General features: G+C 34.0%; 17 protein-coding genes. 1 reads left to right on the top strand and 16 read right to left on the bottom strand.

From position 1 onward, the window contains the following. Nucleotides 1-56: 56 nt before the first annotated feature. Entirely contained in the window at nucleotides 57-1,412 is a 1,356-nt protein-coding gene (locus tag ABH961_RS06350) for a hemolysin family protein (RefSeq protein WP_098049325.1), read from the bottom strand. Between the two features lie 353 nt (nucleotides 1,413-1,765). Between ABH961_RS06350 and racA the strand changes: the two genes are divergently transcribed. Beyond that, nucleotides 1,766-2,308, top strand: coding sequence for a chromosome-anchoring protein RacA (racA, locus tag ABH961_RS06345; protein WP_000456016.1), 543 nt, complete (start codon nucleotides 1,766-1,768; stop codon nucleotides 2,306-2,308). A gap of 96 nt (nucleotides 2,309-2,404) precedes the next feature. Here racA and ABH961_RS06340 read toward each other — a convergent pair whose 3' ends face one another. The 15 genes from ABH961_RS06340 to ABH961_RS06270 all read right to left on the bottom strand — a co-directional run bounded on the left by ABH961_RS06340 (nucleotide 2,405) and on the right by ABH961_RS06270 (nucleotide 20,720). After that, nucleotides 2,405-3,001 carry a hypothetical protein gene (locus ABH961_RS06340; RefSeq protein WP_000487799.1) on the bottom strand — a complete coding sequence of 199 codons (597 nt, stop codon included), beginning with the start codon at nucleotides 2,999-3,001 and terminating at the stop codon, nucleotides 2,405-2,407. A 274-nt stretch (nucleotides 3,002-3,275) separates the two neighbouring features. Next, nucleotides 3,276-5,126 carry a hypothetical protein gene (locus tag ABH961_RS06335; RefSeq protein WP_098079524.1) on the bottom strand — a complete coding sequence of 617 codons (1,851 nt, stop codon included), beginning with the start codon at nucleotides 5,124-5,126 and terminating at the stop codon, nucleotides 3,276-3,278. Next, nucleotides 5,116-6,936: an AAA family ATPase gene (locus tag ABH961_RS06330; protein ID WP_142330317.1), complete on the bottom strand. Its 1,821-nt coding sequence runs from the start codon at nucleotides 6,934-6,936 to the stop codon at nucleotides 5,116-5,118. The genes ABH961_RS06335 and ABH961_RS06330 overlap by 11 nt, the downstream gene beginning before the upstream one ends. A gap of 106 nt (nucleotides 6,937-7,042) precedes the next feature. Further along, entirely contained in the window at nucleotides 7,043-7,303 is a 261-nt protein-coding gene (locus tag ABH961_RS06325; RefSeq protein WP_000391452.1) for a hypothetical protein, read from the bottom strand. A gap of 75 nt (nucleotides 7,304-7,378) precedes the next feature. Next, nucleotides 7,379-8,806 (bottom strand): basic amino acid/polyamine antiporter, encoded by a 1,428-nt coding sequence (locus ABH961_RS06320; protein WP_000129474.1) that lies wholly within the window; start codon nucleotides 8,804-8,806, stop codon nucleotides 7,379-7,381. 213 nt (nucleotides 8,807-9,019) lie between these two features. Next, entirely contained in the window at nucleotides 9,020-10,531 is a 1,512-nt protein-coding gene (locus ABH961_RS06315) for an ABC transporter permease/substrate-binding protein (RefSeq protein WP_098076320.1), read from the bottom strand. Nucleotides 10,532-10,534: 3 nt separating this feature from the next. Then, on the bottom strand, nucleotides 10,535-11,482 hold the full coding sequence (locus ABH961_RS06310; RefSeq protein WP_048546583.1) for an ABC transporter ATP-binding protein: 948 nt from the start codon (nucleotides 11,480-11,482) through the stop codon (nucleotides 10,535-10,537). 100 nt (nucleotides 11,483-11,582) lie between these two features. Then, complete coding sequence (locus ABH961_RS06305; RefSeq protein WP_098076322.1) at nucleotides 11,583-12,140, bottom strand: YdcF family protein; 558 nt, start codon at nucleotides 12,138-12,140, stop codon at nucleotides 11,583-11,585. Between the two features lie 86 nt (nucleotides 12,141-12,226). Further along, nucleotides 12,227-13,696, bottom strand: a complete 1,470-nt coding sequence (locus ABH961_RS06300) for an RNA-guided endonuclease InsQ/TnpB family protein (RefSeq protein WP_404519060.1) — start codon at nucleotides 13,694-13,696, stop codon at nucleotides 12,227-12,229. Nucleotides 13,697-13,865: 169 nt separating this feature from the next. Beyond that, a complete protein-coding gene (locus ABH961_RS06295; protein WP_048541242.1) occupies nucleotides 13,866-15,095 on the bottom strand; it encodes an MFS transporter in 1,230 nt (409 codons plus the stop codon). A 1-nt stretch (nucleotide 15,096) separates the two neighbouring features. Beyond that, on the bottom strand, nucleotides 15,097-15,633 hold the full coding sequence (locus ABH961_RS06290) for an NADPH-dependent FMN reductase (protein WP_048541240.1): 537 nt from the start codon (nucleotides 15,631-15,633) through the stop codon (nucleotides 15,097-15,099). A 146-nt stretch (nucleotides 15,634-15,779) separates the two neighbouring features. After that, nucleotides 15,780-16,934, bottom strand: coding sequence for a CgeB family protein (locus tag ABH961_RS06285; protein ID WP_404519057.1), 1,155 nt, complete (start codon nucleotides 16,932-16,934; stop codon nucleotides 15,780-15,782). A gap of 34 nt (nucleotides 16,935-16,968) precedes the next feature. After that, a complete protein-coding gene (locus ABH961_RS06280) occupies nucleotides 16,969-18,189 on the bottom strand; it encodes a tetratricopeptide repeat-containing glycosyltransferase (protein WP_404519056.1) in 1,221 nt (406 codons plus the stop codon). Nucleotides 18,190-18,455: 266 nt separating this feature from the next. Then, on the bottom strand, nucleotides 18,456-19,352 hold the full coding sequence (gene gnd, locus ABH961_RS06275; protein WP_000765992.1) for a phosphogluconate dehydrogenase (NAD(+)-dependent, decarboxylating): 897 nt from the start codon (nucleotides 19,350-19,352) through the stop codon (nucleotides 18,456-18,458). Nucleotides 19,353-19,370: 18 nt separating this feature from the next. Next, nucleotides 19,371-20,720, bottom strand: a complete 1,350-nt coding sequence (locus ABH961_RS06270) for a GntP family permease (protein ID WP_048541230.1) — start codon at nucleotides 20,718-20,720, stop codon at nucleotides 19,371-19,373. Between the last annotated feature and the right edge of the window lies 1 nt (nucleotide 20,721).

Below are 20,721 nucleotides of genomic sequence, written 5' to 3'. Positions count from 1 at the left end.
AGCCCTTATTCTGCCAAAAATATTATGCTCAAAAAAACCCTGCCATATAGCAGAGTCTACGAACTAATTTGTTCTTGAAATGAAATTTGTTTTTCATCTTCTAAAATAACAATTGATTCTACAGTTTTTGTAACTTCTAATCTCTTTATATAGTGTCCATCTAATTCTTTTACACAAAACTTATAATTTTCAATTTCAATGAAATCCTCTTCAGCAATTTCTATATTCTTCGTTAAAATCCAACCACCGATTGTATCAACACCATTATCATCAATTGTTAAACCTAATAACGTATTCACTTCACTAACAAGTACTTTTCCCTCTAGTATTGTTTTCGTTTCACTAACTTGTTGAATTTCTGGCTGTTCATCCGTATCAAACTCATCTTGAATATCTCCCACTATTTCTTCTAAAATGTCTTCAACTGTAACAAGTCCAGACGTACCACCATATTCATCTATCAATATAGCAATATGCGTTCTTTCTTTTTGCATTTTTAAAAATAAGTCGTGTATTGGGATAGAGTCGATAACTAAAATGATTGGCCTAATATATTGCTCTACTTTCTTATTACTTACTGCATTATGCTGCACAAAATCTGTGAAAATATCTTTAAAGTTTACAAAGCCTATTACGTGATCTTTGTCCCCATCTACAACTGGATATCTCGTATATTTTTCCCGAGACATTTTTTGCAAAGCTTCTTCAGCAGGCATTTCTTTACTTATAATATGCATCTCAGTTCGGGGTACCATTATTTCTTTCGCTATACGATCATCAAATTCAAAAATTTTATTTACATATTTATATTCAGATTGATTAATCTCTCCATTTTTGTAACTTTCTGAAACTAACAACCGTAATTCTTCTTCTGAATGAACCTCATCGTGCCCTTTCGGTGGTTTCAGCCCTAACAACTTCGTAATAATTCGGGCTGATCCATTTAATAGCCAAATAAATGGAAACGCCATACGATAAAAGAAAATTAACGGTTTAGCAACAAACAAACTCACTTGTTCAGCTTTTTGAATCGCGAATGTTTTTGGGGCCAATTCCCCTACTACAACATGTAAAAATGTAATAAACAAAAACACTAAAATTACAGCAAAAATGTCTGCTAGTTGAGTAGAAATGTTCAAATTTACAAAAAGCGTGTCAAACATTTGCTTTAACGCCGGTTTACCAAACCACCCAATCCCCAGAGCTGTAACTGTTATTCCTAGCTGACAAGCAGATAAATATTCGTCTAAGTTTGTAATGACTGTTTTGACAGATGTTGCGCGATTATTTCCTTCTGCAATTAAATAGTCAATTCGTGAACTTCGCACTTTAACAATTGCAAATTCTGCTGCGACGAAAAATGCCGTTAAGGCAATTAAAACAATCACTATACTTATACTATATATGTCCAAATACTTCTCCTTACTTACATTGTAAGCAAGGAAGCCACCTCCTACTTAATTTTATTCAAGTGAAGTAAGCATTCTAATACTCTAACAAAATTCTACATTAGCAACCACCTTTTTATATATTATATGCATACATAAAAAAGATATTTATCATTATGATAATCTAATTCATTTCCCTTAGTCAAATAGTTCTAAATCTTAAGATAAAACATTTTATATAAACGATATATTCTTCACAGGTTCATTTCGTGAAAAAACACTTTCTTTGCCGATTCCACACTTCTTTTGTCACACTAGAAGGGAACTTCCTTCATAGATCGAAATCATTCAACAGGATATATATAGGAGGGATTATTTTGGAATATAAAACACCATTTATCGCAAAAAAATTAGGTGTTAGCCCAAAGGCTGTTGTCCGGATTGCACAACAATTAAATCTTACGATAGAAAAAAATAAATATGGTCACTTTATTTTCACACAAGAAGATTTAGATCAAATGTTAGAATTCCATCTTTCACAAATAGAGCAGTCTCAAAACTCTCACCCTACTCAAAAAACATCATCAAATGATGTTGAAGAATTAAAAACTCAAGTAAATACAATTGTTCAAGACAAATCATCACATGAATTTGAGCAATTAGCAGCTCAATTAAACACTATTACGCGAAGGCTAGATCGAATGGAAGAACAAATGCAAGATAAGGCAAATGATGTTGTTACGTACCAACTTTTACAACATCGCCGTGAAATGGAAGAAATGTTAGAGCGAATTCAAAAGCTAGAAGCTTCCCTGAAGAAAGAAGAACCAATATATATTACTCCCGATTCAAAACCAACATATGAACGAGAAAAGAAGCCGAAGCGCCGCAAAATGATTTTTAGTATATTTGGATTATAATTTTTAGACCCTTATTAAAATAATAAGGGTCTTTTTTCATGAAGAATGACTTCATATTAAAATAGTATTCTCTTTATTATACATATTCATTTCGCTTTATTTTGTTAACATAATATTCTTACTGTATTCTGCGATTAATGCCTGTGCATGAGCATTCCCTTGAATCACATCTCGAAATTCTTTTAAAGAATACAAATGCGTAGCCCCTTTTCGGGCATGAATTCGCACTGGTACACCTTGTAAAGTATCATGAAACTGAAATGGCTTATCTACCGGTTCAATTGGGAAACCGAGTGTTAATAAATACATATACATTCTTTTTGTCACTGCTGCAATATACCATTCTGCTTTCGTTTCTAATGCATGCATAAATAAAATAGCTGTTAGTCTTTTGAAGTGTCCTCTCCCACGAGACGTTTTCGCAATACTCAACTTGCCTATTTCATACACATTTTTCAAATCTTTCACTAGATCATTTTTAGAAAACGGATAGAAAAACTCAGAATTCGATTGCTCTGGTTCCGTATACTTAATACATTCTACTGTACCAATATGATGTTCATCTTCTATTAATAAAAATCGTGATGGATTTAAATTACGTTCTACGAACATTAAGTTTCTTTCTTCACAAAAATCTCCCCATAGTTGCTCGAACCAAAAATGTTCTTCTTTTGTTTGAACACGCTGGAACATATTTACCCGCCTTTCCCATCGCCGCTCTGTTTTTGATAACGCTTTCACTATCTATCATATAAGAACAAATCTTCGTATGCAACTAAAAATATTTATGACTTATTATATTCTGCAAAACGAATTAAATTCCATCTTAATCGTCTTTTATCCCTCATGTACCGTTCTTCTAACAATATATTTATATTACTTACAAATTCAAATCGTATAAAGCTGTCTTCCATACAGCATATATTTCTTCTTAATCTAAAAAAATCCTTTATAAAAAAGGATTTTTTTACTTCTTCATGCTTTTTAACCACTTCTCAAAAATTTGTACCATTCCATGTTTTCCGGCTAATTTCTCTTCCCCTTGTTTCGTTTTATATGGATATAATTGCAAGAACACACCACATCCAGACTCAATTTTTTTACTATGCATATGACTTCCTGGATATACACAAATAACTTCATAAATGGCCCTTCGATAATAGACTCTCTTTCCATCCTGTTCTTCTACATATTTTATAGACCAGTACTTATACATTTGCTCAGTTGCCTTCGTATTTCCAACGTGCTGAAAAATGTTGTACATTGGGCTATACTTCACTTCAATAATAATAGAAGATTGATATACGTATTTTCCTTCTTCCTTTACATAACAGTCTAAGCGAATGTCTGGCTTCTTCGTATCTTCTCCATTATAAAAATTACTCCCTTTACTTAATGCAATAAGGGGATGAGTTTCAATTAAATCATTAAATGCGACATGTACTCTAATATCATCTCGGTGTAAAACTACTGTCGTTCCATCCTGTAATCCATCTACATAAAAATGTTCTTGAATTTGTTCACGAATGGAATTTCTAGCCTCAAAACCAATTTGCTCTAACATGGAAATAACGATAAAAAAAGCGTAATATTCATACACTAAAAATGTTGGTTTATAAACAAATAATAAAGATGGAGATTGTTCTGTATATTGTGGAAGTACATCTAAATGCTGTAGTAGTTGTTGATGTGGTATCGGTAAATTATGTGAGTACATGTTACCTGTTTCGGAAACTTCTCTCCAAAATGGAGAATGCATTAAAGTTTGAAAGTATTGTACACTTTCATGTACAAAGTGCGCTAATATTTTATATTCTTGTATCTTCATAGAGCTTTTTCGCAAATCCGCCTCTTTTAGTAAATGAATATTTTTATATTTTTGTTTCTCTCTATCGGTCACTGATCCATTACGCTCAATTGTTTGTATAATCGTTTTTACAGCTTGAAATTCTTCTGATTTCTTCCTTTTTGCTCTTTCTAATATTTCAATTGTTTGACGCAAAAAACTTTCAGCTTCAAGTAAATAGAAATAAAATTGCATCGCTTTAAATTTAAGAAATGCATTTTCCTTACTATTTTTTTGTTCTATAAACTTACGATTATAATATTTTGCATACGGTTTTCTTTCCGCCACTATGGCTCCTTTTCTCGTTGCTTTCCGCTCTTTTTCTTCCCATTTATATTCATGTATAAATTTTGAACTCGATTCTATTTTCTTAAAAATTTGCTTTATCTTTTTCATTTTTTGCGGCAACTTTCTAAGTAACACTAAATAAGAAGAATCTTCAATATCACTAAGTGCAGAGAAAGTCTTTTTATAATAACCTCTATCTAAAATCAACTCATTCAAAATTGACTTTACATAGTTTTGAATCATTTCAAATTGATCATCAAAAAAATTTTTGGGAACGATTTGAAATGCGCCATAATATGTTCTATCTTCTATATTCACTTCAAAATGATATAATCCACAACGCCATGGATAAAAGAATTCCGTTTTTCCATGTTCATATATTAATACCTTTTGTTTTTTTTCATTTATTTCATATTTTGACTCTTTTATATTTTTCTGTCCCTCATATACTTTATTCCATATAAAAGTAATATTCATTGGACTTTCATAATGGTAATGCAATCTAATTGGTTTTAATTCTTGTACTTTATAAATACATTGAACTAATGCTGTAGTAGATGTACAAAGACGATTTAATAAAATATATTCCCCCTTCGCCTCAGTTCCAATGATTAACTTTAATACAAAAGGGAGTGTTTCTTTCGTATCAACGATTTCTGTTTCATATCGCCCTTCATTTTGCATAGCCATACAGCTCCAGTTCTCTACGCTTTTCTCTTATATATGCTAAAGAGTGTTCAAATGTAGATACTCTGCTTGCAAGTGGCGATTGCAAAAGAGGTAGTAATGTCGCCCCCCTTTTTACGTCTTCAGAAAGTAAAGACCCAACCATCATTTCAGTACCTCTTATTTTCGTCAATACACGTTGCTTGATTTGTAAATCAAATCCCTCTTCTCTACTGATCATATAGGAATGATTATTTTGGAACGGTATATTTTGCAAGTAAGTAGCGATTGCGTTTGCACATCGAAATGAAATTCCCTTTGACATATCATGTGATGACAATACAACATGTAACTTATCTAATAGTTCTAACTCTTCTTCAGAAAACACCTCAATCATCGCTTTATTCCTGACCCAGCTTATACGAAATTCTCCTGCAGTTACTTTCAAAGGTGGTTGTAATACAATTTTCTCTTGTTCCATACACATCTCACAAAACGGAATCTTTTGTAACGTTATTAAATTCGTCCGATCTAATAATCGATCTGAGAGTTCTTTCGTTGTTTCATCAAAATTTACTGTACCTACAAATATAATATTTTCACCAATTTCAATCGTTGATGGAATTGGATTTTCTTTTTCTTGTACACCTTCATACAAATTTAGAATACGGTTTTGTTTTTCAAGTTGAAGAACAGATAGAAATGGAGTAAACCAATGCTCAATATGTGACATATTCATTTCATCAAAAACGATTATATATAGTTGATTTTGATTTTCTTTTGCCTTCATTAACGCCCTAACTAATTTTGTTTCACTTTCAATAAAAGTACCATTTGGGTGAAGGTAACCAAGTAAATCATGTGGTTCTTGATACGATGGTGAAATCGGAATCCAAACCAATTCTTCCCCATACTGTAATCCAAGTGCTTCTGCATAAGCTTGCACAAATCGAGATTTCCCAGCGCCTGGTATACCACCTAGAATCGTCAACATATTTGTTTTCGCACTTATATGGAAATTATAAATGTCCGTTTCATCCAAATATAGCCCTTTATTACGTACAAAACTTTTTACATACTGTAAAAAGACGGATTCACGCTCATCCCATTCCCATTCATCCTTGTGCACTTTTATTTCCTCTACTTCTACATGCTTACCTTCTTCAGTCATTCGTTTTTTTAATTGCTCATACATGTGATTGCTTACAAAATACAATTGATCTTCTACCGTTATTTCCACATACTTCATCCAGTCATTTAAGTCTATATACTTACATTCCCGCTGCTGTTCAAAATATGCGATTGAACTAATTGATGATGACTTTAAAGATATATTTCCATATAACCTTCCATCGTGCCACAATAATTCGGGAGGCTCAAAGTCTTTCGGATATTTTGGCATTAGAAATGACAAATAGCCATTTCCAAGTTTTCTTTCTAAAGACTCTCCTTTTTTGTATTCGGAAACTTTAGGTACTGGAATCATTTTATAGCCATTGGCCATTTCTTGTGGTTCTTCTGCACAAATTAACTCCACGTATATATGTCCTCTTTCATAATAGAGACGAAACATAACCAATTGCTTTTCTAATTTTCTTTTCTTTAATTCCGAAAAGACTTTTTCATTCTTTTTATTGCTACATAAACCTTCAAATACGTATGGTTCATTTTTTAATTGCTCTTGTAACGTGAATGGTATTGGCGATAGGCATTGTACAAAGAAGTTCTCTCCATTCTTCTCTCTCTCTGCTTTTGTAAACTTTCCGATAAACCTCATATAGTACATTCTTTTTATAAAACTTGGCTGAAGAGCTTTATGTAATCTCACCTTCGTCACCTTCTTTTTTTCATACTATTCTTAGTGTATGAAAGAAACGAAAAACTAGAAACAAAAAACCTGACGTTATCCGCCAGGTTCAAAATTAAAACGTATATTAATGAGATGGAAATGCTTTTTTCTCTTGTAAAATGGCATTATGAGCAATTTTCATTTTAGCAAGTACATATCGTAATCGATCTTCAGCGTTTTCATCTGTATTTTGCTGTAATTCCGCCAAATTCTCTACAGCACTCGCTAAATTTTCAATCACTCCTCGTAGTTCAGGATGATGATTAAAAAAGGATTCTTGCACTAATACTTTCCTTACTTCACTCGCTAAATCAACAATTCTGGTTAACTGTTCTTTTTCTTCCATTTTCATCCCTCCTGAATATCTTATGTATTAAATATTCTCTAGACAAAGAAAAAAGCCCTTTTTTTAAAAGGACTTTTACATTTTTATATTTCCAGTTAATAACATATAAAGTGATGTGATAGCTGCGATAACAATTGCCCACATTACATATCTCTCAATACCTTTAAAACAACGATTTCCTTTTTCTTTTCTTGCATACATGTAAACAATAATCCCAATTCCATACACGATTGAAACAAGTAATAAATTTTTCAAACCTGCTGCATATAGAAGCCATACAGAATAAGTAGAAGCAATTAAAGCTAACGAGCCGTTTTTTACTTTTGCATCTTTTAGTTCGTTTGTAATAACTAATTTAAATTGGAATAACGCTGATAATAAATATGGTACTAAAATTGATGTTGAAGCAATAAAATACATAATTTGATATGTTGATTCTGAAAACAGAACGATTATAAATATAATTTGGGCAACGCCATTTGAAATCCATAATGCCATATGTGGCGTTTGTTTTTTATTTGTTTTCGTAAAGACTTTCGGAAACACGCCATCTTTTCCTGCTACGTGGGAAATTTCAGAAACAAGTAAAAACCAGCCTATTAATGTACCTACAAGTGAAGCAACTAACCCAATGTTAATCGCAACGGCGCCCCATGTCCCAACAACATGTTCTAATACATGTCCCATTGACGGGGTTTCTAACACGGAAAGCTCTCCTCTTGTCATCGCTCCCATAGACAAGACAGAAATTAAAATATAAATAGACATTACTAAAATAAGTCCAAGTACTGTCGCTTTACCAACATCTCGGCTATTTTTCGCTCTACCAGATAATACAACCGCTCCTTCAACCCCAATGAAAACCCAAAGAGTTACAAGCATTGTATTTTTCACCTGACCAAGTATAGAGGAAACTGATATAGTTCCTTCTCCCCAAAAATCATGTGTAAATGTATCCCAGCGAAACGCTGTTACCATTACAACAATAAATAATACGATTGGAACTAATTTCCCTATCGTTGCAATAACATTCATAATAGATGCTTCACGAATTCCAAATAAAATTAGAAAATGAAGTGTCCATAATAAAAGTGATGCTCCTACGATAGACGCAACATTATTTCCACCTTTAAAAATGGGGAAGAAATAACCTAATGTACTAAATAGTAACATGATTGTTGCAACGTTTCCTAAAATTCCCGCTAGCCAATATCCCCAAGCACTGTTAAATCCGATATATTCTCCGAAACCAGCACGTGCATAACTATAAATTCCGCCCTCAAGCTCCGGTTTTTGTCTTGCTAACGTTTGATATACGAGCGCGAGTGGAATCATTCCCATCGCTGTAATACACCAACCAATTATTATAGAGCCGCTATTCGCTCCTACTGCTAAATCATGCGGTAAACTAAAAACACCGCCACCAACCATCGTTCCGACTACTAATGCAATTAATGGAAAAAAACCTAACTTCTTTTCTATTTGTACCACCCCATCTGTCATTCTAGGTGTTATGTTCGTTCAACTATTAAAGTCACCTTTTTCTCTAATAGACGTTTCTCTTATATTTTTTCAGGAAAACATTACTTATTCTAAAAGAAAATGAAGAAAAATGGAATACTTTTTTGAAAAAATGTATAAGTATGCACAAAAAAACCGTTCATTTTGTAATGAACGGTCATTTCATACATATAAATTTGTATATTTCTTGTAAAATTAACGAAGTAAATTCTCTTTTTGTAAAAATTGTTTCGCAACTTCTTCACTACTTTTCCCATTCACATTTACTTCATAATTCATTTTTCTCATTTCTTCATCTGTAATCTTCCCAGATAATGTATTTAATACTTTTTCAAGTTCAGGATATTTCTGTAACGTCTCTTTTCTTAATAATGGTGCACCTTGGTACGGTGGGAATAATCCTTTATCATCTTGTAGCACTTTCAGTCCATACTGCTCAAGTTCACTATCAGTTGAATATGCATCGATTACGTTAACATCCCCTGATTGAATTGCACTATAACGTAGTTTCGGTTCCATCGTTTTCACATTTAAAAACTTATAGTTATATAATTTTTGCATTCCTTTATAACCGTCTTCACGATCAACAAATTCTAATGTGAATCCTACTTTAGCATCCTGTGCCATTTTTCCTAAATCAGAAATTGTATTTATATTATTTTGATCTGCTATTTTTTTCGGCATAGCTAGTGCATATGTATTGTTATACTCCATCGGCTTCAACATAACCATATTATATTTCTTTTCCATTCCAATGCGAGCCTGCTCATATACTTCATCCCGATTTGTGCTTTTTGGCTCTTCTTTCACGAAAGTAGATAAAGCTGTTCCCGAAAACTCAGGGTATATATCTACTTCTCCTGATTTCAATGCTTCAAATACAAATGCTGTTTTTCCAAGACCTGGTTTTAATTCTACGTGTAAATCGGTATCCTGTTCAATAAGCTGCTTATACATTTGAATTAAAATTTCAGGTTCTGATCCAAGTTTTCCGGCAATAACAATATCTTTCTTTTGTGTGTTCCAAAGAAAGGGAGAAGCAATCATTATACAAGTAATACATATCGTCAATATAATACGCTTAGAAGAGCGTTTTGGACTCTCAAGCACTCGAAGTACTACATCAAAGAATAAAGCGAGTAACGCGGCTGGTACGGCCCCTAAAATGATAAGCGCATGATCATTTCGATCGATACCAAGTAATATGAGTTTTCCGAGCCCACCAGCACCTATAAGAGCTGCTAATGTAGCTGTTCCAACAATTAATACCATCGCCGTACGAATACCGGCCATAATAATTGGTAATGCAAGAGGAAGCTCTACCTTCCACAGTCTTCTCCAGCTATTCATCCCCATAGCTCTCGCTGCTTCGATTAAAGATTCATCTAACTCCCTTATTCCTGTATATGTGTTTCGTAAAATAGGTAATAGTGCATACACAACTAATGCAATAATGGCTGGGAGCTTTCCAATTCCTACTAACGGAATTAAAAGTCCGAGTAATGCAAGTGATGGCACTGTCTGCATAACCGCAGAAGTTCCTATTATAAATTCAGCCATTCGTTGTTTTCTCGTTAATAAAATGCCAAGTGGCACCGCAATAATTACTGCAAAAAATAGTGAAATAAGCGATATTTGTAAATGCTCACTTAATGCAGTTAGTAATTCTATTTTTCGCTCTTGGAACGTTTGTATAAAATCAGTCACTGTTTAGCCTCTTTCCTTCATTTGTTCAACAATGTAATTAACAATATGACGACTTGTTAAAGCTCCAACATATTGACCATTTTCTTCAACTGGAACGACTTCGTCAGCTCGTACACGAACTAATGCTTCTTGTAAAGAAGAATGCAATGATAATGCATCCCCTTCTACCCGTATACTTTCATCAAGTGGCAATACATCTTCTATACTTTTCCCCTCATACCAAGGTTGTCCACGATTTCCAATGAACTCTTCTACAAACTCATTTTTCGGATTATGTATAATACCTTCTGGTGTATCTAATTGAACTACTTTTCCTTCTTTCATAATACAAATACGATCTCCAAGTGATAATGCTTCTTGCATATCATGTGTTACGAATACAATTGTTTTTTGAATCTTTTTTTGCAATTGTACGATATCCTTCTGAAGCTGTTCCCTACTTAATGGATCTAACGCACTAAACGGTTCATCCATAAGAACGATTTTCGGGTTTGCGGCTAATGCCCTTACGACACCAACGCGCTGCTTTTGCCCTCCTGACAATTCATCAGGCATGCGATCGCGATATACGTCTGGATCTAGCCCGACCATCTGTAGCAACTCATCGACACGAGCTTTTATTTTTTCTTTGCTCCATTTTCTCATTTCAGGAACAACTGCAATATTTTCTGCAATTGTCATATGCGGAAACAAAGCGATTTGCTGCAATACGTATCCTATATTCCAACGCAATTCATTAATATTATATTGTTGAATATCTTTTCCATCGATTAAAATAGATCCTTCAGTCGTTTCAATTAAACGGTTAATCATTTTCATTGTCGTTGTTTTCCCGCAACCACTCGGACCAATGAGAACAAAAAATTCTCCCTTTTTAATTTCTAAATGCAATGAATCCACTGCTTTCATGCCATCTTCATACGCTTTTGACACATGATTAAATTGAATCACAAATACAACTCCTTTAATGTTGTTTCCTTTATTTTGATGGAATACGGCATTCATTTCAAATGATACGCTTTATAATTAAAAAAGAGCTCAAATTTGAGCTCTAACGGTCGAACAATATCGTTTTCATTATTGCAACATATTCACGTACATACATTTTTTTCTTAGAGCGCATTGGTGTTTCAGCAGCTAGTGCCTCCATCTTCATACCTAAACGCTTTGCAATTATTTTGGTCCTATACAAATGATACGTATTACTTACAACTACCGCATGTTTCACATCATATAAATCCATACTAAACTTTAAATTCTCATACGTATTTGTAGATTGATCTTCCATTAAAATACGATTCTCATCTATACCATGTACCATTAAATAGTTTCTCATACTATGAGCTTCCGGTATATCTTCATCTTCTCCTTGACCACCTGAAACAATTACTTTCACTTCAGGATGGGAATATAAATATTCCAACGCTACATCCAAACGGTTTTGAAGAGATAAAGACGGTCTATCTCCAAATAACTTTGCGCCTAATATAAGAACGTACGGAGAGTGATTACTCAATTTTTCACGAGCAACATTCTTCATTCGAAACGTCATATAAAGGATGTATAGTAGAGGTAATAATAAGATTATAAGTAATATCCATTTGTTCATATATACGTTTGCACTCCCTTTCTTTTTATTATATGAACACTCCCCCACTTAGCAAAGCTTGAAGTGGGGGTTTCTAACGTTTCAACCTAACGGACGATTAACGTCAGGGGAGTTAACACATTAGCGAGCTGTTTCACGCCTAACCCCTCTATCCCATTTGTCCATGCATTTGGGATTACTTTTCGTAAAATGTTAGCCGCAGCATTTACATCTGCATTAATTAAAGTTTTATTTGCTGAACGATATATGCCGCGCTCTATTCGTTTTCCTGAAAAAGTTGTATTTTGGTCATTATCTCCAAACGTTGGAATGAAGTCGTTATCCAGAAAACTTGCTTTCGATGTATATGATTCTTCAGTTACAACAACTTGAATGCCTACAGCATTTGCTTTGTATGTAATCATTTGAATCAGTAAATTATGCGGGATATGACAAAACGATTGGTTATTTCTTTTTCCCATATTCGTTTCTTGTTTCCAACTTTTGTTTTGACCAATAACGATTTTACAAACTTCTTCTTCTTGAGCTAGTTTCACGATATGGTGACTAACTTTATGGAAGACGTCTTTTATTTTCAAGTAACGTTTTTGATGAAGTTTTTCTATCCTTTTAGAAGTAAAAGGTCCTTCATTAGTTTGTTTTCCATTTCTAAGAATGCTTGTAAAATGAATCTTCATTTTATTGTAATATTGATTTATGCTTTTGACATGTTTGCCCTTAACAAGGACAGGTTTCATACCTGTGTTTGTTACGATGGTTGCAAGGTTATCAATCCCTAAATCAATACTCATATAACGAGCATTCTCTTCAATAATTTGTTGTTCAGAAGGAACATCAATCACCAATTCCACTACATATTCATTGTATTTTGGAATCACACGAACTTGTTTCAGTTTACCTTCAGTGAAACCTAGTTTCCCAATATTTAATTGTAATTTCGTCTTTGGAAACTTTAAAAATCTACCGTTTTTAATGATGCAATCTTGGTTTGTATACAGAATCTCTTTTTCAGAAGAACGAATATACTTTGGGATCCTAGGCATTCCAGCATATTTGTTTGGATTCTTTTTATAGTCTTTTAAACTAGCAAAAAAAGATTTCCAATTTTGGAACACCCCTTTCATGATTGACTGGCTACATTGCGTAGGCAAAGCTCGATAATCATTTTGAATCATAGCCTTAAATAGTGCATCTAGAAAGTTGTAATCTACATAAGGGTTTTCAAAATTAGGTTCTGAAAACAAATTACATGTAATCTCTTTCTGTTCTTCTTTAGGCTTTAATTTCTCTCTTTCCAATTTCTTCTGATAGACAAGAAGTTGTGTGTCATTCATCTTACCAATATTTTTATGAATATTATCCAGAACTTCTTTTTGCAAAGGCTGCAACTCTTTTTCTTGTGTTAATCCAGTGTACACCTGGCGTATATAAAAGTTTGTGGTGTTGTACATATTCTTAGCGTTATGACAACATTCTTGAAAATAAGAATACATACGATGCCCTTTTTTAATCCAGATTTGAAGAGTTTTATAGTTTGATGGATTTTCCTTTGTCATTTTATTCACCTCCTTGTTAAGGATATTATAGTAAAAACAGAACGTATGTTTCTGGTTTTTCTTGAAAATAAAATATTTCTTTCGAGAGGACCCCCATCTTCACTTACGTTTAGAGGTGGGAGTTCTCTCGAAAGGCATGATAGAAAAAGCTTGGAAGGCAGAAGTTTTTTTAAACAATTGATTTATTAGAAACGTTCGTCCCTACTTTACGTTGTGAATATACATAATAAAGAGCAATTCCTAATGATAGAATCAATATACAGCTAAGTACGTAAAACGGGAGCATTACCCCAGCTTTAGATACACCAGCTGTAAACAGCATTAATAATACAATTCGTATTCCTGTACCGATTAATCGAAATAAGCTGTCTACACGTCCCATTACTTCGTTTGGAATTTCCTCCATCATTAATACATTTCTCGCCACTCTTGTACCCGCATTTCCAATTGCATGAAAAATTGCAAGTCCATATAACAACATTACGGAAGGTTCAATAATCATTACGGTAATTGAAATTACATATAGGAACATCGTCATGACGATTGAAATTTCTATTTTGATATATTTCATCATAATTGGAATACTTATTCCCGCAAGAACCGCTCCCACACCATACATCATACCTTCTATCGCGTATACAGAGGCACTGGCTTTTAATATATCTGAAATATATACCGGGATTAAATAATTTGCCATCATAACACCGATAAACGGCATATAAGTCGCAAGTAAAAACCAAAATAACCTAGGACGCTTTTGCATAAAGTGAATCCCTTCGAATAATTGCTTCTTAAATGTTACTTTCCTTTTCACTTCCTTTTTCTTTACGTACGGTATACATAAGAAAAGGATGAAAGCTCCGGCAAAAGTTAACATATCTACTAACAAGATCCATTTTAAAGAAATGATTTCAATTAGGAAGCTAGCAGCCGCTCCTGAAATAACTTGAGTTAACTGTCCTTGTATTTCCATTGTTCCACTTAAATTTTTATAATGTTCTGCTTGAAATATCTCTTGGTTAAACGCAAATATTGTAGGATAAAATAATAAATAGTAAAATGACCCTGCTATATATATAAGAATATAGTGAATAGAATGATAAGGTTGCCCAGTAAATCCCCATATAGCCATCATCCCTATAACAACTATCCCAATACCTTCATTACATAATAATAAAGATTTTCTTGAAAAACGATCAATACTCTGCCCGATAAACGGTGTTAATAAAAACATAATAAGAGTTGCGATGATGGAGACATAACCAAACGTTGTCTCTCCTCCACTCTCTTTAATTAACAACCACGGAATCGTTATCATAACAATACCGGAACCAATAGCTGATAAACTATTGGCCCCTAGAATGAAATACAAGCGTGAATCTTTATACAGAGATGGCATATCACTCAACTCCTAGTTGTTTTTTCACCTCTTTATATACGCTCATATATGCTTTTAATTCTTTAACTAAATCATGAATTAATGGTTTTGCATCTTCTCCCAGTTCACCGTCTTGTACATGAAGCCCATCAAGTACAACTTGTTTTGGGATGGCATTTGCGTATACCCCTCTAGCAACAGTTCGCATACTATTTAATGCGTTAATTCCTCCTTTACCGCCCCCTGCAACAGCCAGTAATGCGACAGGTTTATGGATGAACTCACCACTACTTAAGTAATCTAACGAGTTTTTCAGCGCTCCGCTCATCGCATTATGATATTCTGGTGTACATAGTACTACACCGTCTGCAGTTTTCACTAATGCCTTTAATTTTTTTACCGCTTCTAATTCACGCTGTGATTCTTCCCCGTTATATAAAGGCAGTTCCTCTACTGATAAATCGTATAACTCCCCTTCAAATTGATCAGCAATATATTTTGCCACCACACGAGTTCTACCGAATTTTCTTGGCGTACCGTTAATAACGACTAGTTTCATAATTATTTCTCTCCTTTGTTTTTCAGTTATACTTATATATTATCAGAAATTTCTATACAAAACACAATATAAAGAGGGAACTAGCTTGATAAAATAGTATGATAGACGAAAAAAAGAACTCATACGAAAGTATGAGTTCTTCACAATTACTTTTCCTCCTCTTTATGACACAGTATGCCAATGTTTCCTTTCGCTTCAAAATAGTTATACGCTTTTTCTGCTAATTTAATACGCTCTTCTGGTAAAGCTACATATTTCATAATACTTTCTATTATTTTTTCATACGGAGTAAACACTATTCCCGGCCACTCTATCTCGTCCTCGGGATTACTATTTTCAGAGATAATAAATTTCTTATTTGCCACTGCATAAGAAACTCGAGGCGTTTCGAGAATACCCGATAAGTAAAAATGAATATTTAATATAATTTTAGACCTAGCAATTAACTCATTTCTAACTATTCCCCACGCATTATTTTTAAAAACAATATTTAAATTCGGGGCAACTACTTTTAATTGATCTAAAATAGCTTGTCGCCTTGGGTTAAGAGCACCTATAAACAGTATATCAATGTCTTCAGTTAACTCTTCATCAAATGCATCTTTTTTTATTTCTAGAGTTGGGGCATAGTTCATTTCCACATGTTTTATTCCTTTTCCTACTCCTTTTTGTTTTAACCATTCTATATTTTGTTTACTATAATCCCAAATTTCCTTATCTTTTAATAACATTAAATAAAGAGGATGCGCATAAGGACTTCCTTCATATAGCTGTTCTAAATTATAAATAATTGCATTTTTCGGGAGTAGATTCGGATTATGCGCATATGTATGCGCTCCAAAAACAATTGTATTTTTCACATTTTCTAGTATTGTTTCTGATATGATTGCTGTATTTCCCTCCTGCTCCAATCGCCATTTCAAAGCTCGCGCGACATCTATGAAACTACCATACGTCTTTGGGCATATAAAAAGACAATAATCATATTCTTTATTCAAATAAGCTTCCATTAGTCTTAAATTATTTTTATATAAATCCACATCCGGATATTTAATTAAAAGCTCACTTGCATGTTTTTTTGCTACTTTATACATTCCAGCATAATAAGCAGCGATGCACCTTCTTAATTCGATTTTTTGCCGATGCTCTTCTGCTACGTCCATGTCTATAAGAAGATTTGCGATACAATACGCTTTTAAATGATCACGATCATAATAATAATCTAGTAGTGGCATCAATTCTTCATACGTATTTCCATGCACTGATTCCCCTAGTTCTAGCGCCCATCGTATTAATTCCATGATTACTCCACTACTCCTTTAACCGAAAATGTATTTAATAAAATTTCGCATTACTTTCTACCATATTTGCTATATGCAACGGTAGCTCTTCTTTTTTCGATTCCAAATATTTTTGTGATACTGCACCTAAATGTTTTTTATGCGGTATATAAAAAGCGCTTATAGAAATCTCATAGTCAAATAAGTAATCATACACATGATAATCTACAAATAGCAGATCATTTTTCGGAAAAGGAATTTCCTTCCCTTGCAACGCATACATCAAAGCAATATTATTTTGAGATTTTAATCGATACATTCTTGCAAGTTGGTATAATGGCTCAGCCCGAGTTGGTCTATATTCCCACGCTTTTTGAAAATAAAGAATAGCTAATGCTGTATATTGCTCTTCCTGCGTCTTAGCATTTTCTTTTTCATCCGCTCCTGTTACTTCATATTGTTTATTTGCTGAGCGGTTTGCTAATTGTTCATAACAAAATCCTATTCGCAATAACGAATAGAACACCTCTTCAACCCATCCCCCTGCTTCCACTCGTTTTTTATACCATTTAATCGAATCTTCAAATTGACTTAAATGAAAATAAGTTTGGGCTAAGTAAAATAAATATCTTATATGCAAATCTGGCGTTGTTTCTGGATCACTCAATCCTTGTAACAACAACCGCTCATCTCTCTCAAATTTATCAGCTTTACTACCACCATCCCCAGGATCATTAACGACAAGCGTCTCTAACCTAGCTACCCTCGTATTGTAATTCGCACCAACTTTGGAACGATCTATATCCCAATACTCATGAGTAACACCGACAGATTTCCATGGTAAAGAAGCTTTCAAAAGGCGTGTAAGCCAATACTTAATATGAATATCATATTGCATTGTAAGATAGTGGTCTTCCGTTAAACTAGTCTTATCAAACTCGGGATCAACTTCTAATATCATATCTGCATCTAATATTAATAAATAATCTGCTTCTGGATATGTTTTTTGTGCTAATGAAACTGCTAAACTTCTGTTATAGCCAAAATTTTGAAATGATTCATGATGAACTGTTCCAGGGATTTCATTTTCTTCACACCAATTTCCAATAATTTCAGGGGTATTATCAGTTGATCCCGTATCACAAATAGAAACAAAATCTACAATTGATTTTGTAGCATTTAAACATCTTTCCATAATTCTAGACTCGTTTTTAACAATCATACAAAGACATAACTTTTTTTCTTCCCCTGCATTCTTCACTTGCTCATTTCCCATTTAACCACCTCATATTTTATTAACACGCTCTTTTCATATGTAACACCACTTCATAGCTACACTGATGACATAATCATCCTTTTACTATTTATGAAAATTTCATTTTATTTATTCTTATTTTTATGTTGGGACATCTTTCATGCTTCCCTTTATATTTGATACATCCAGTACAAATAAACAATGATTGATATTTTTAAATTAGAAATTTCTTAAACTATAAAAAAAGAAACTTGCGCCTATGCACAAGTTTCTTTTTAAAAACAACCTTATTTTTTCACAACTTCATGTCCACCGAACTGATTACGAAGAGCTGAAACTACTTTTCCGTGGAATGTATCATCTTCTTGAGAACGGTAGCGCATAAATAATGACATTGCGATTACCGGTGCTGCCGCTTGAAGTTCAAGTGCCGTTTCCACAGTCCATTTCCCTTCTCCTGAAGAGTTCATCACACCTTTAATGCCATCCAGTTTAGGATCATCTGCAAATGCCTTTTCAGTTAAGTCCATTAACCAACCGCGGATAACTGATCCGTTTGCCCATACTTTAGCAACATCTTCATAATTGAAATCAAAATCACTTTTATCTAACACTTCAAATCCTTCAGCGATTGCTTGCATCATACCGTATTCAATACCGTTATGAACCATTTTTAAGAAATGACCACTTCCGACGCGGCCTGCATAAGAATACCCATTCTCTACTGCTAAATCTTTAAATAAAGGTTCTAATTGATCGTAAATTTCTTTTTCTCCACCAACCATTAAGCAAGCTCCGTATCTAGCTCCTTCTACACCACCTGATGTACCAATATCAACGTAATGTAAACCAAAGCTTTTCGCTTCTTCCGCACGGCGTAACGTATCTTTATAGAATGAATTTCCGCCTTCAATAACGATATCGCCTTCCTCTAATAATGGATATACATCTTTTAATACTGACTCAACAACTTCTCCCGCAGGTACCATTACCCAAATTGTACGAGGGGCTTCTAATTCAGCAATCATTTCTTTTAATGTATGACGTGCAGTAATTCCTAAAGCCCCAGCCTTTTCAACAAGCTCTTTATTTACGTCATATACAACAACTTCATGTTTGTCTTCATATAAATGTTCCGCCAATGGGAATCCCATTTTTCCTAATCCAATTAAACCTAGTTTCATATTAATCAATCTCCCATTCTATACAAATATATTTAATAACGAAATGAGTCCAAGTGCTACAACAGATAATATTGTCTCCATTGCAGTCCATGTTAATAATGTTTCTTTCACAGTCATTCCGAAATATTCTTTAATCATCCAAAATCCAGAATCATTTACATGTGATAAAATTAATGACCCTGCACCTGTTGCAAGTGCTAGTAGTTCAACATTTACACCTGGTATACTTGCTGCAATCGGCGCAACAATTCCAGCTGCTGTCATCATAGAAACCGTTGCCGATCCAGTTGCGATTCGGATAAGTGCCGCAATTCCCCAGCCTAATAATATCGGTGAAATATGAGATTCTTTCGCCATTTCTGCGATTGTCGTTCCAATTCCAGAATCTAATAATACTTTATTAAATGCGCCGCCTGCACCAATAACTAACAGTATGTTCGCAATAGGCCCAAGGCAATCGTTTGTAAATTGTAATACTTTATCCTTTGAGAAACCTTTTGCATAACCAAGACTAAAGAAAGAGTATATCGTTGCAATTAATAACGCGACGATTGGATCTCCAATAAAGTGCAATACTTGTGCAAGTTGACTTGTTTTGTTTAGTGCTACTTCCGCAATTGATGCACCTAGCATTAGAAATACTGGAAGTAAAATTGTGAACAATGTATTTCCGAAACTAGGAAGCTCCTTCTTCTTATCTCTCTCAATAAATTGCTCCGCTATATCTAATGGTACTTCTTTATGTATACGAGCACCAATCCATTTCCCGTAAAGCGGACCTGAAATGATTGCAGTTGGAAGTCCGACGATTAAAGCATATAAAATTGTCTTCCCTACATCTGCTTTAAAAATACCTACTGCTGCCATCGCTGCTGGATGTGGCGGAACGAGTCCGTGTACAACAGATAAACCTGCTACTAGTGGTATACCAATTGTAATAAGTGATACCCCTGTTTCTAACGCAATTGTAAATACTAATGGAATTAACAGTACAAATCCAACTTGGAAAAACACTGGAATCCCTACTAAAAATGCAACGAACATCATTGCCCAGTGAACACGTTTCTTCCCAAAACGATTAATTAATGTGTTAGCAATTCGTTCAGCACCGCCAGATTCGGCCATCATTTTTCCAAGCATCGTTCCTAATGCTAATACTATCGCTAAAAACCCTAACGTATTACCAAGCCCTAGTTTAATAGAATCGATAATCCCTGGATCTTTTGGGGAAGTTCCAATCAATGGCATTCCCATTGCAAGTCCTACACCAATTGCTGTTAAAATTAACGCGACAAACGGATGCCATTTTACTACTGTAATAAGTAAAAGTAGTATGACAACTGCCGCTAGTACGATTCCAACTACCATT

The organism is Bacillus sp. RC251, from assembly GCF_044908765.1.
In the GTDB taxonomy this organism is placed as follows: domain Bacteria; phylum Bacillota; class Bacilli; order Bacillales; family Bacillaceae_G; genus Bacillus_A; species Bacillus_A wiedmannii.
Note: the sequence above shows the minus strand (reverse complement) of the source record. Positions and strands in the feature narration are given on the sequence as shown.

What these genes read in the sequence shown, in the direction of transcription:
- ABH961_RS06340 (WP_000487799.1), bottom strand. Translation starts at nt 3,001, where the DNA reads ATGTTCCAGCGTGTTCAAACAAAAGAAGAACATTTTTGGTTCGAGCAA.
- ABH961_RS06335 (WP_098079524.1), bottom strand. Translation starts at nt 5,126, where the DNA reads ATGCAAAATGAAGGGCGATATGAAACAGAAATCGTTGATACGAAAGAA.
- ABH961_RS06325 (WP_000391452.1), bottom strand. Translation starts at nt 7,303, where the DNA reads ATGGAAGAAAAAGAACAGTTAACCAGAATTGTTGATTTAGCGAGTGAA.
- ABH961_RS06320 (WP_000129474.1), bottom strand. Translation starts at nt 8,806, where the DNA reads ATGACAGATGGGGTGGTACAAATAGAAAAGAAGTTAGGTTTTTTTCCA.
- ABH961_RS06305 (WP_098076322.1), bottom strand. Translation starts at nt 12,140, where the DNA reads ATGAACAAATGGATATTACTTATAATCTTATTATTACCTCTACTATAC.
- ABH961_RS06300 (WP_404519060.1), bottom strand. Translation starts at nt 13,696, where the DNA reads ATGACAAAGGAAAATCCATCAAACTATAAAACTCTTCAAATCTGGATT.
- ABH961_RS06295 (WP_048541242.1), bottom strand. Translation starts at nt 15,095, where the DNA reads ATGCCATCTCTGTATAAAGATTCACGCTTGTATTTCATTCTAGGGGCC.
- ABH961_RS06290 (WP_048541240.1), bottom strand. Translation starts at nt 15,633, where the DNA reads ATGAAACTAGTCGTTATTAACGGTACGCCAAGAAAATTCGGTAGAACT.
- ABH961_RS06285 (WP_404519057.1), bottom strand. Translation starts at nt 16,934, where the DNA reads ATGGAATTAATACGATGGGCGCTAGAACTAGGGGAATCAGTGCATGGA.
- ABH961_RS06280 (WP_404519056.1), bottom strand. Translation starts at nt 18,189, where the DNA reads ATGGGAAATGAGCAAGTGAAGAATGCAGGGGAAGAAAAAAAGTTATGT.
- gnd (WP_000765992.1), bottom strand. Translation starts at nt 19,352, where the DNA reads ATGAAACTAGGTTTAATTGGATTAGGAAAAATGGGATTCCCATTGGCG.
- ABH961_RS06270 (WP_048541230.1), bottom strand. Translation starts at nt 20,720, where the DNA reads ATGGTAGTTGGAATCGTACTAGCGGCAGTTGTCATACTACTTTTACTT.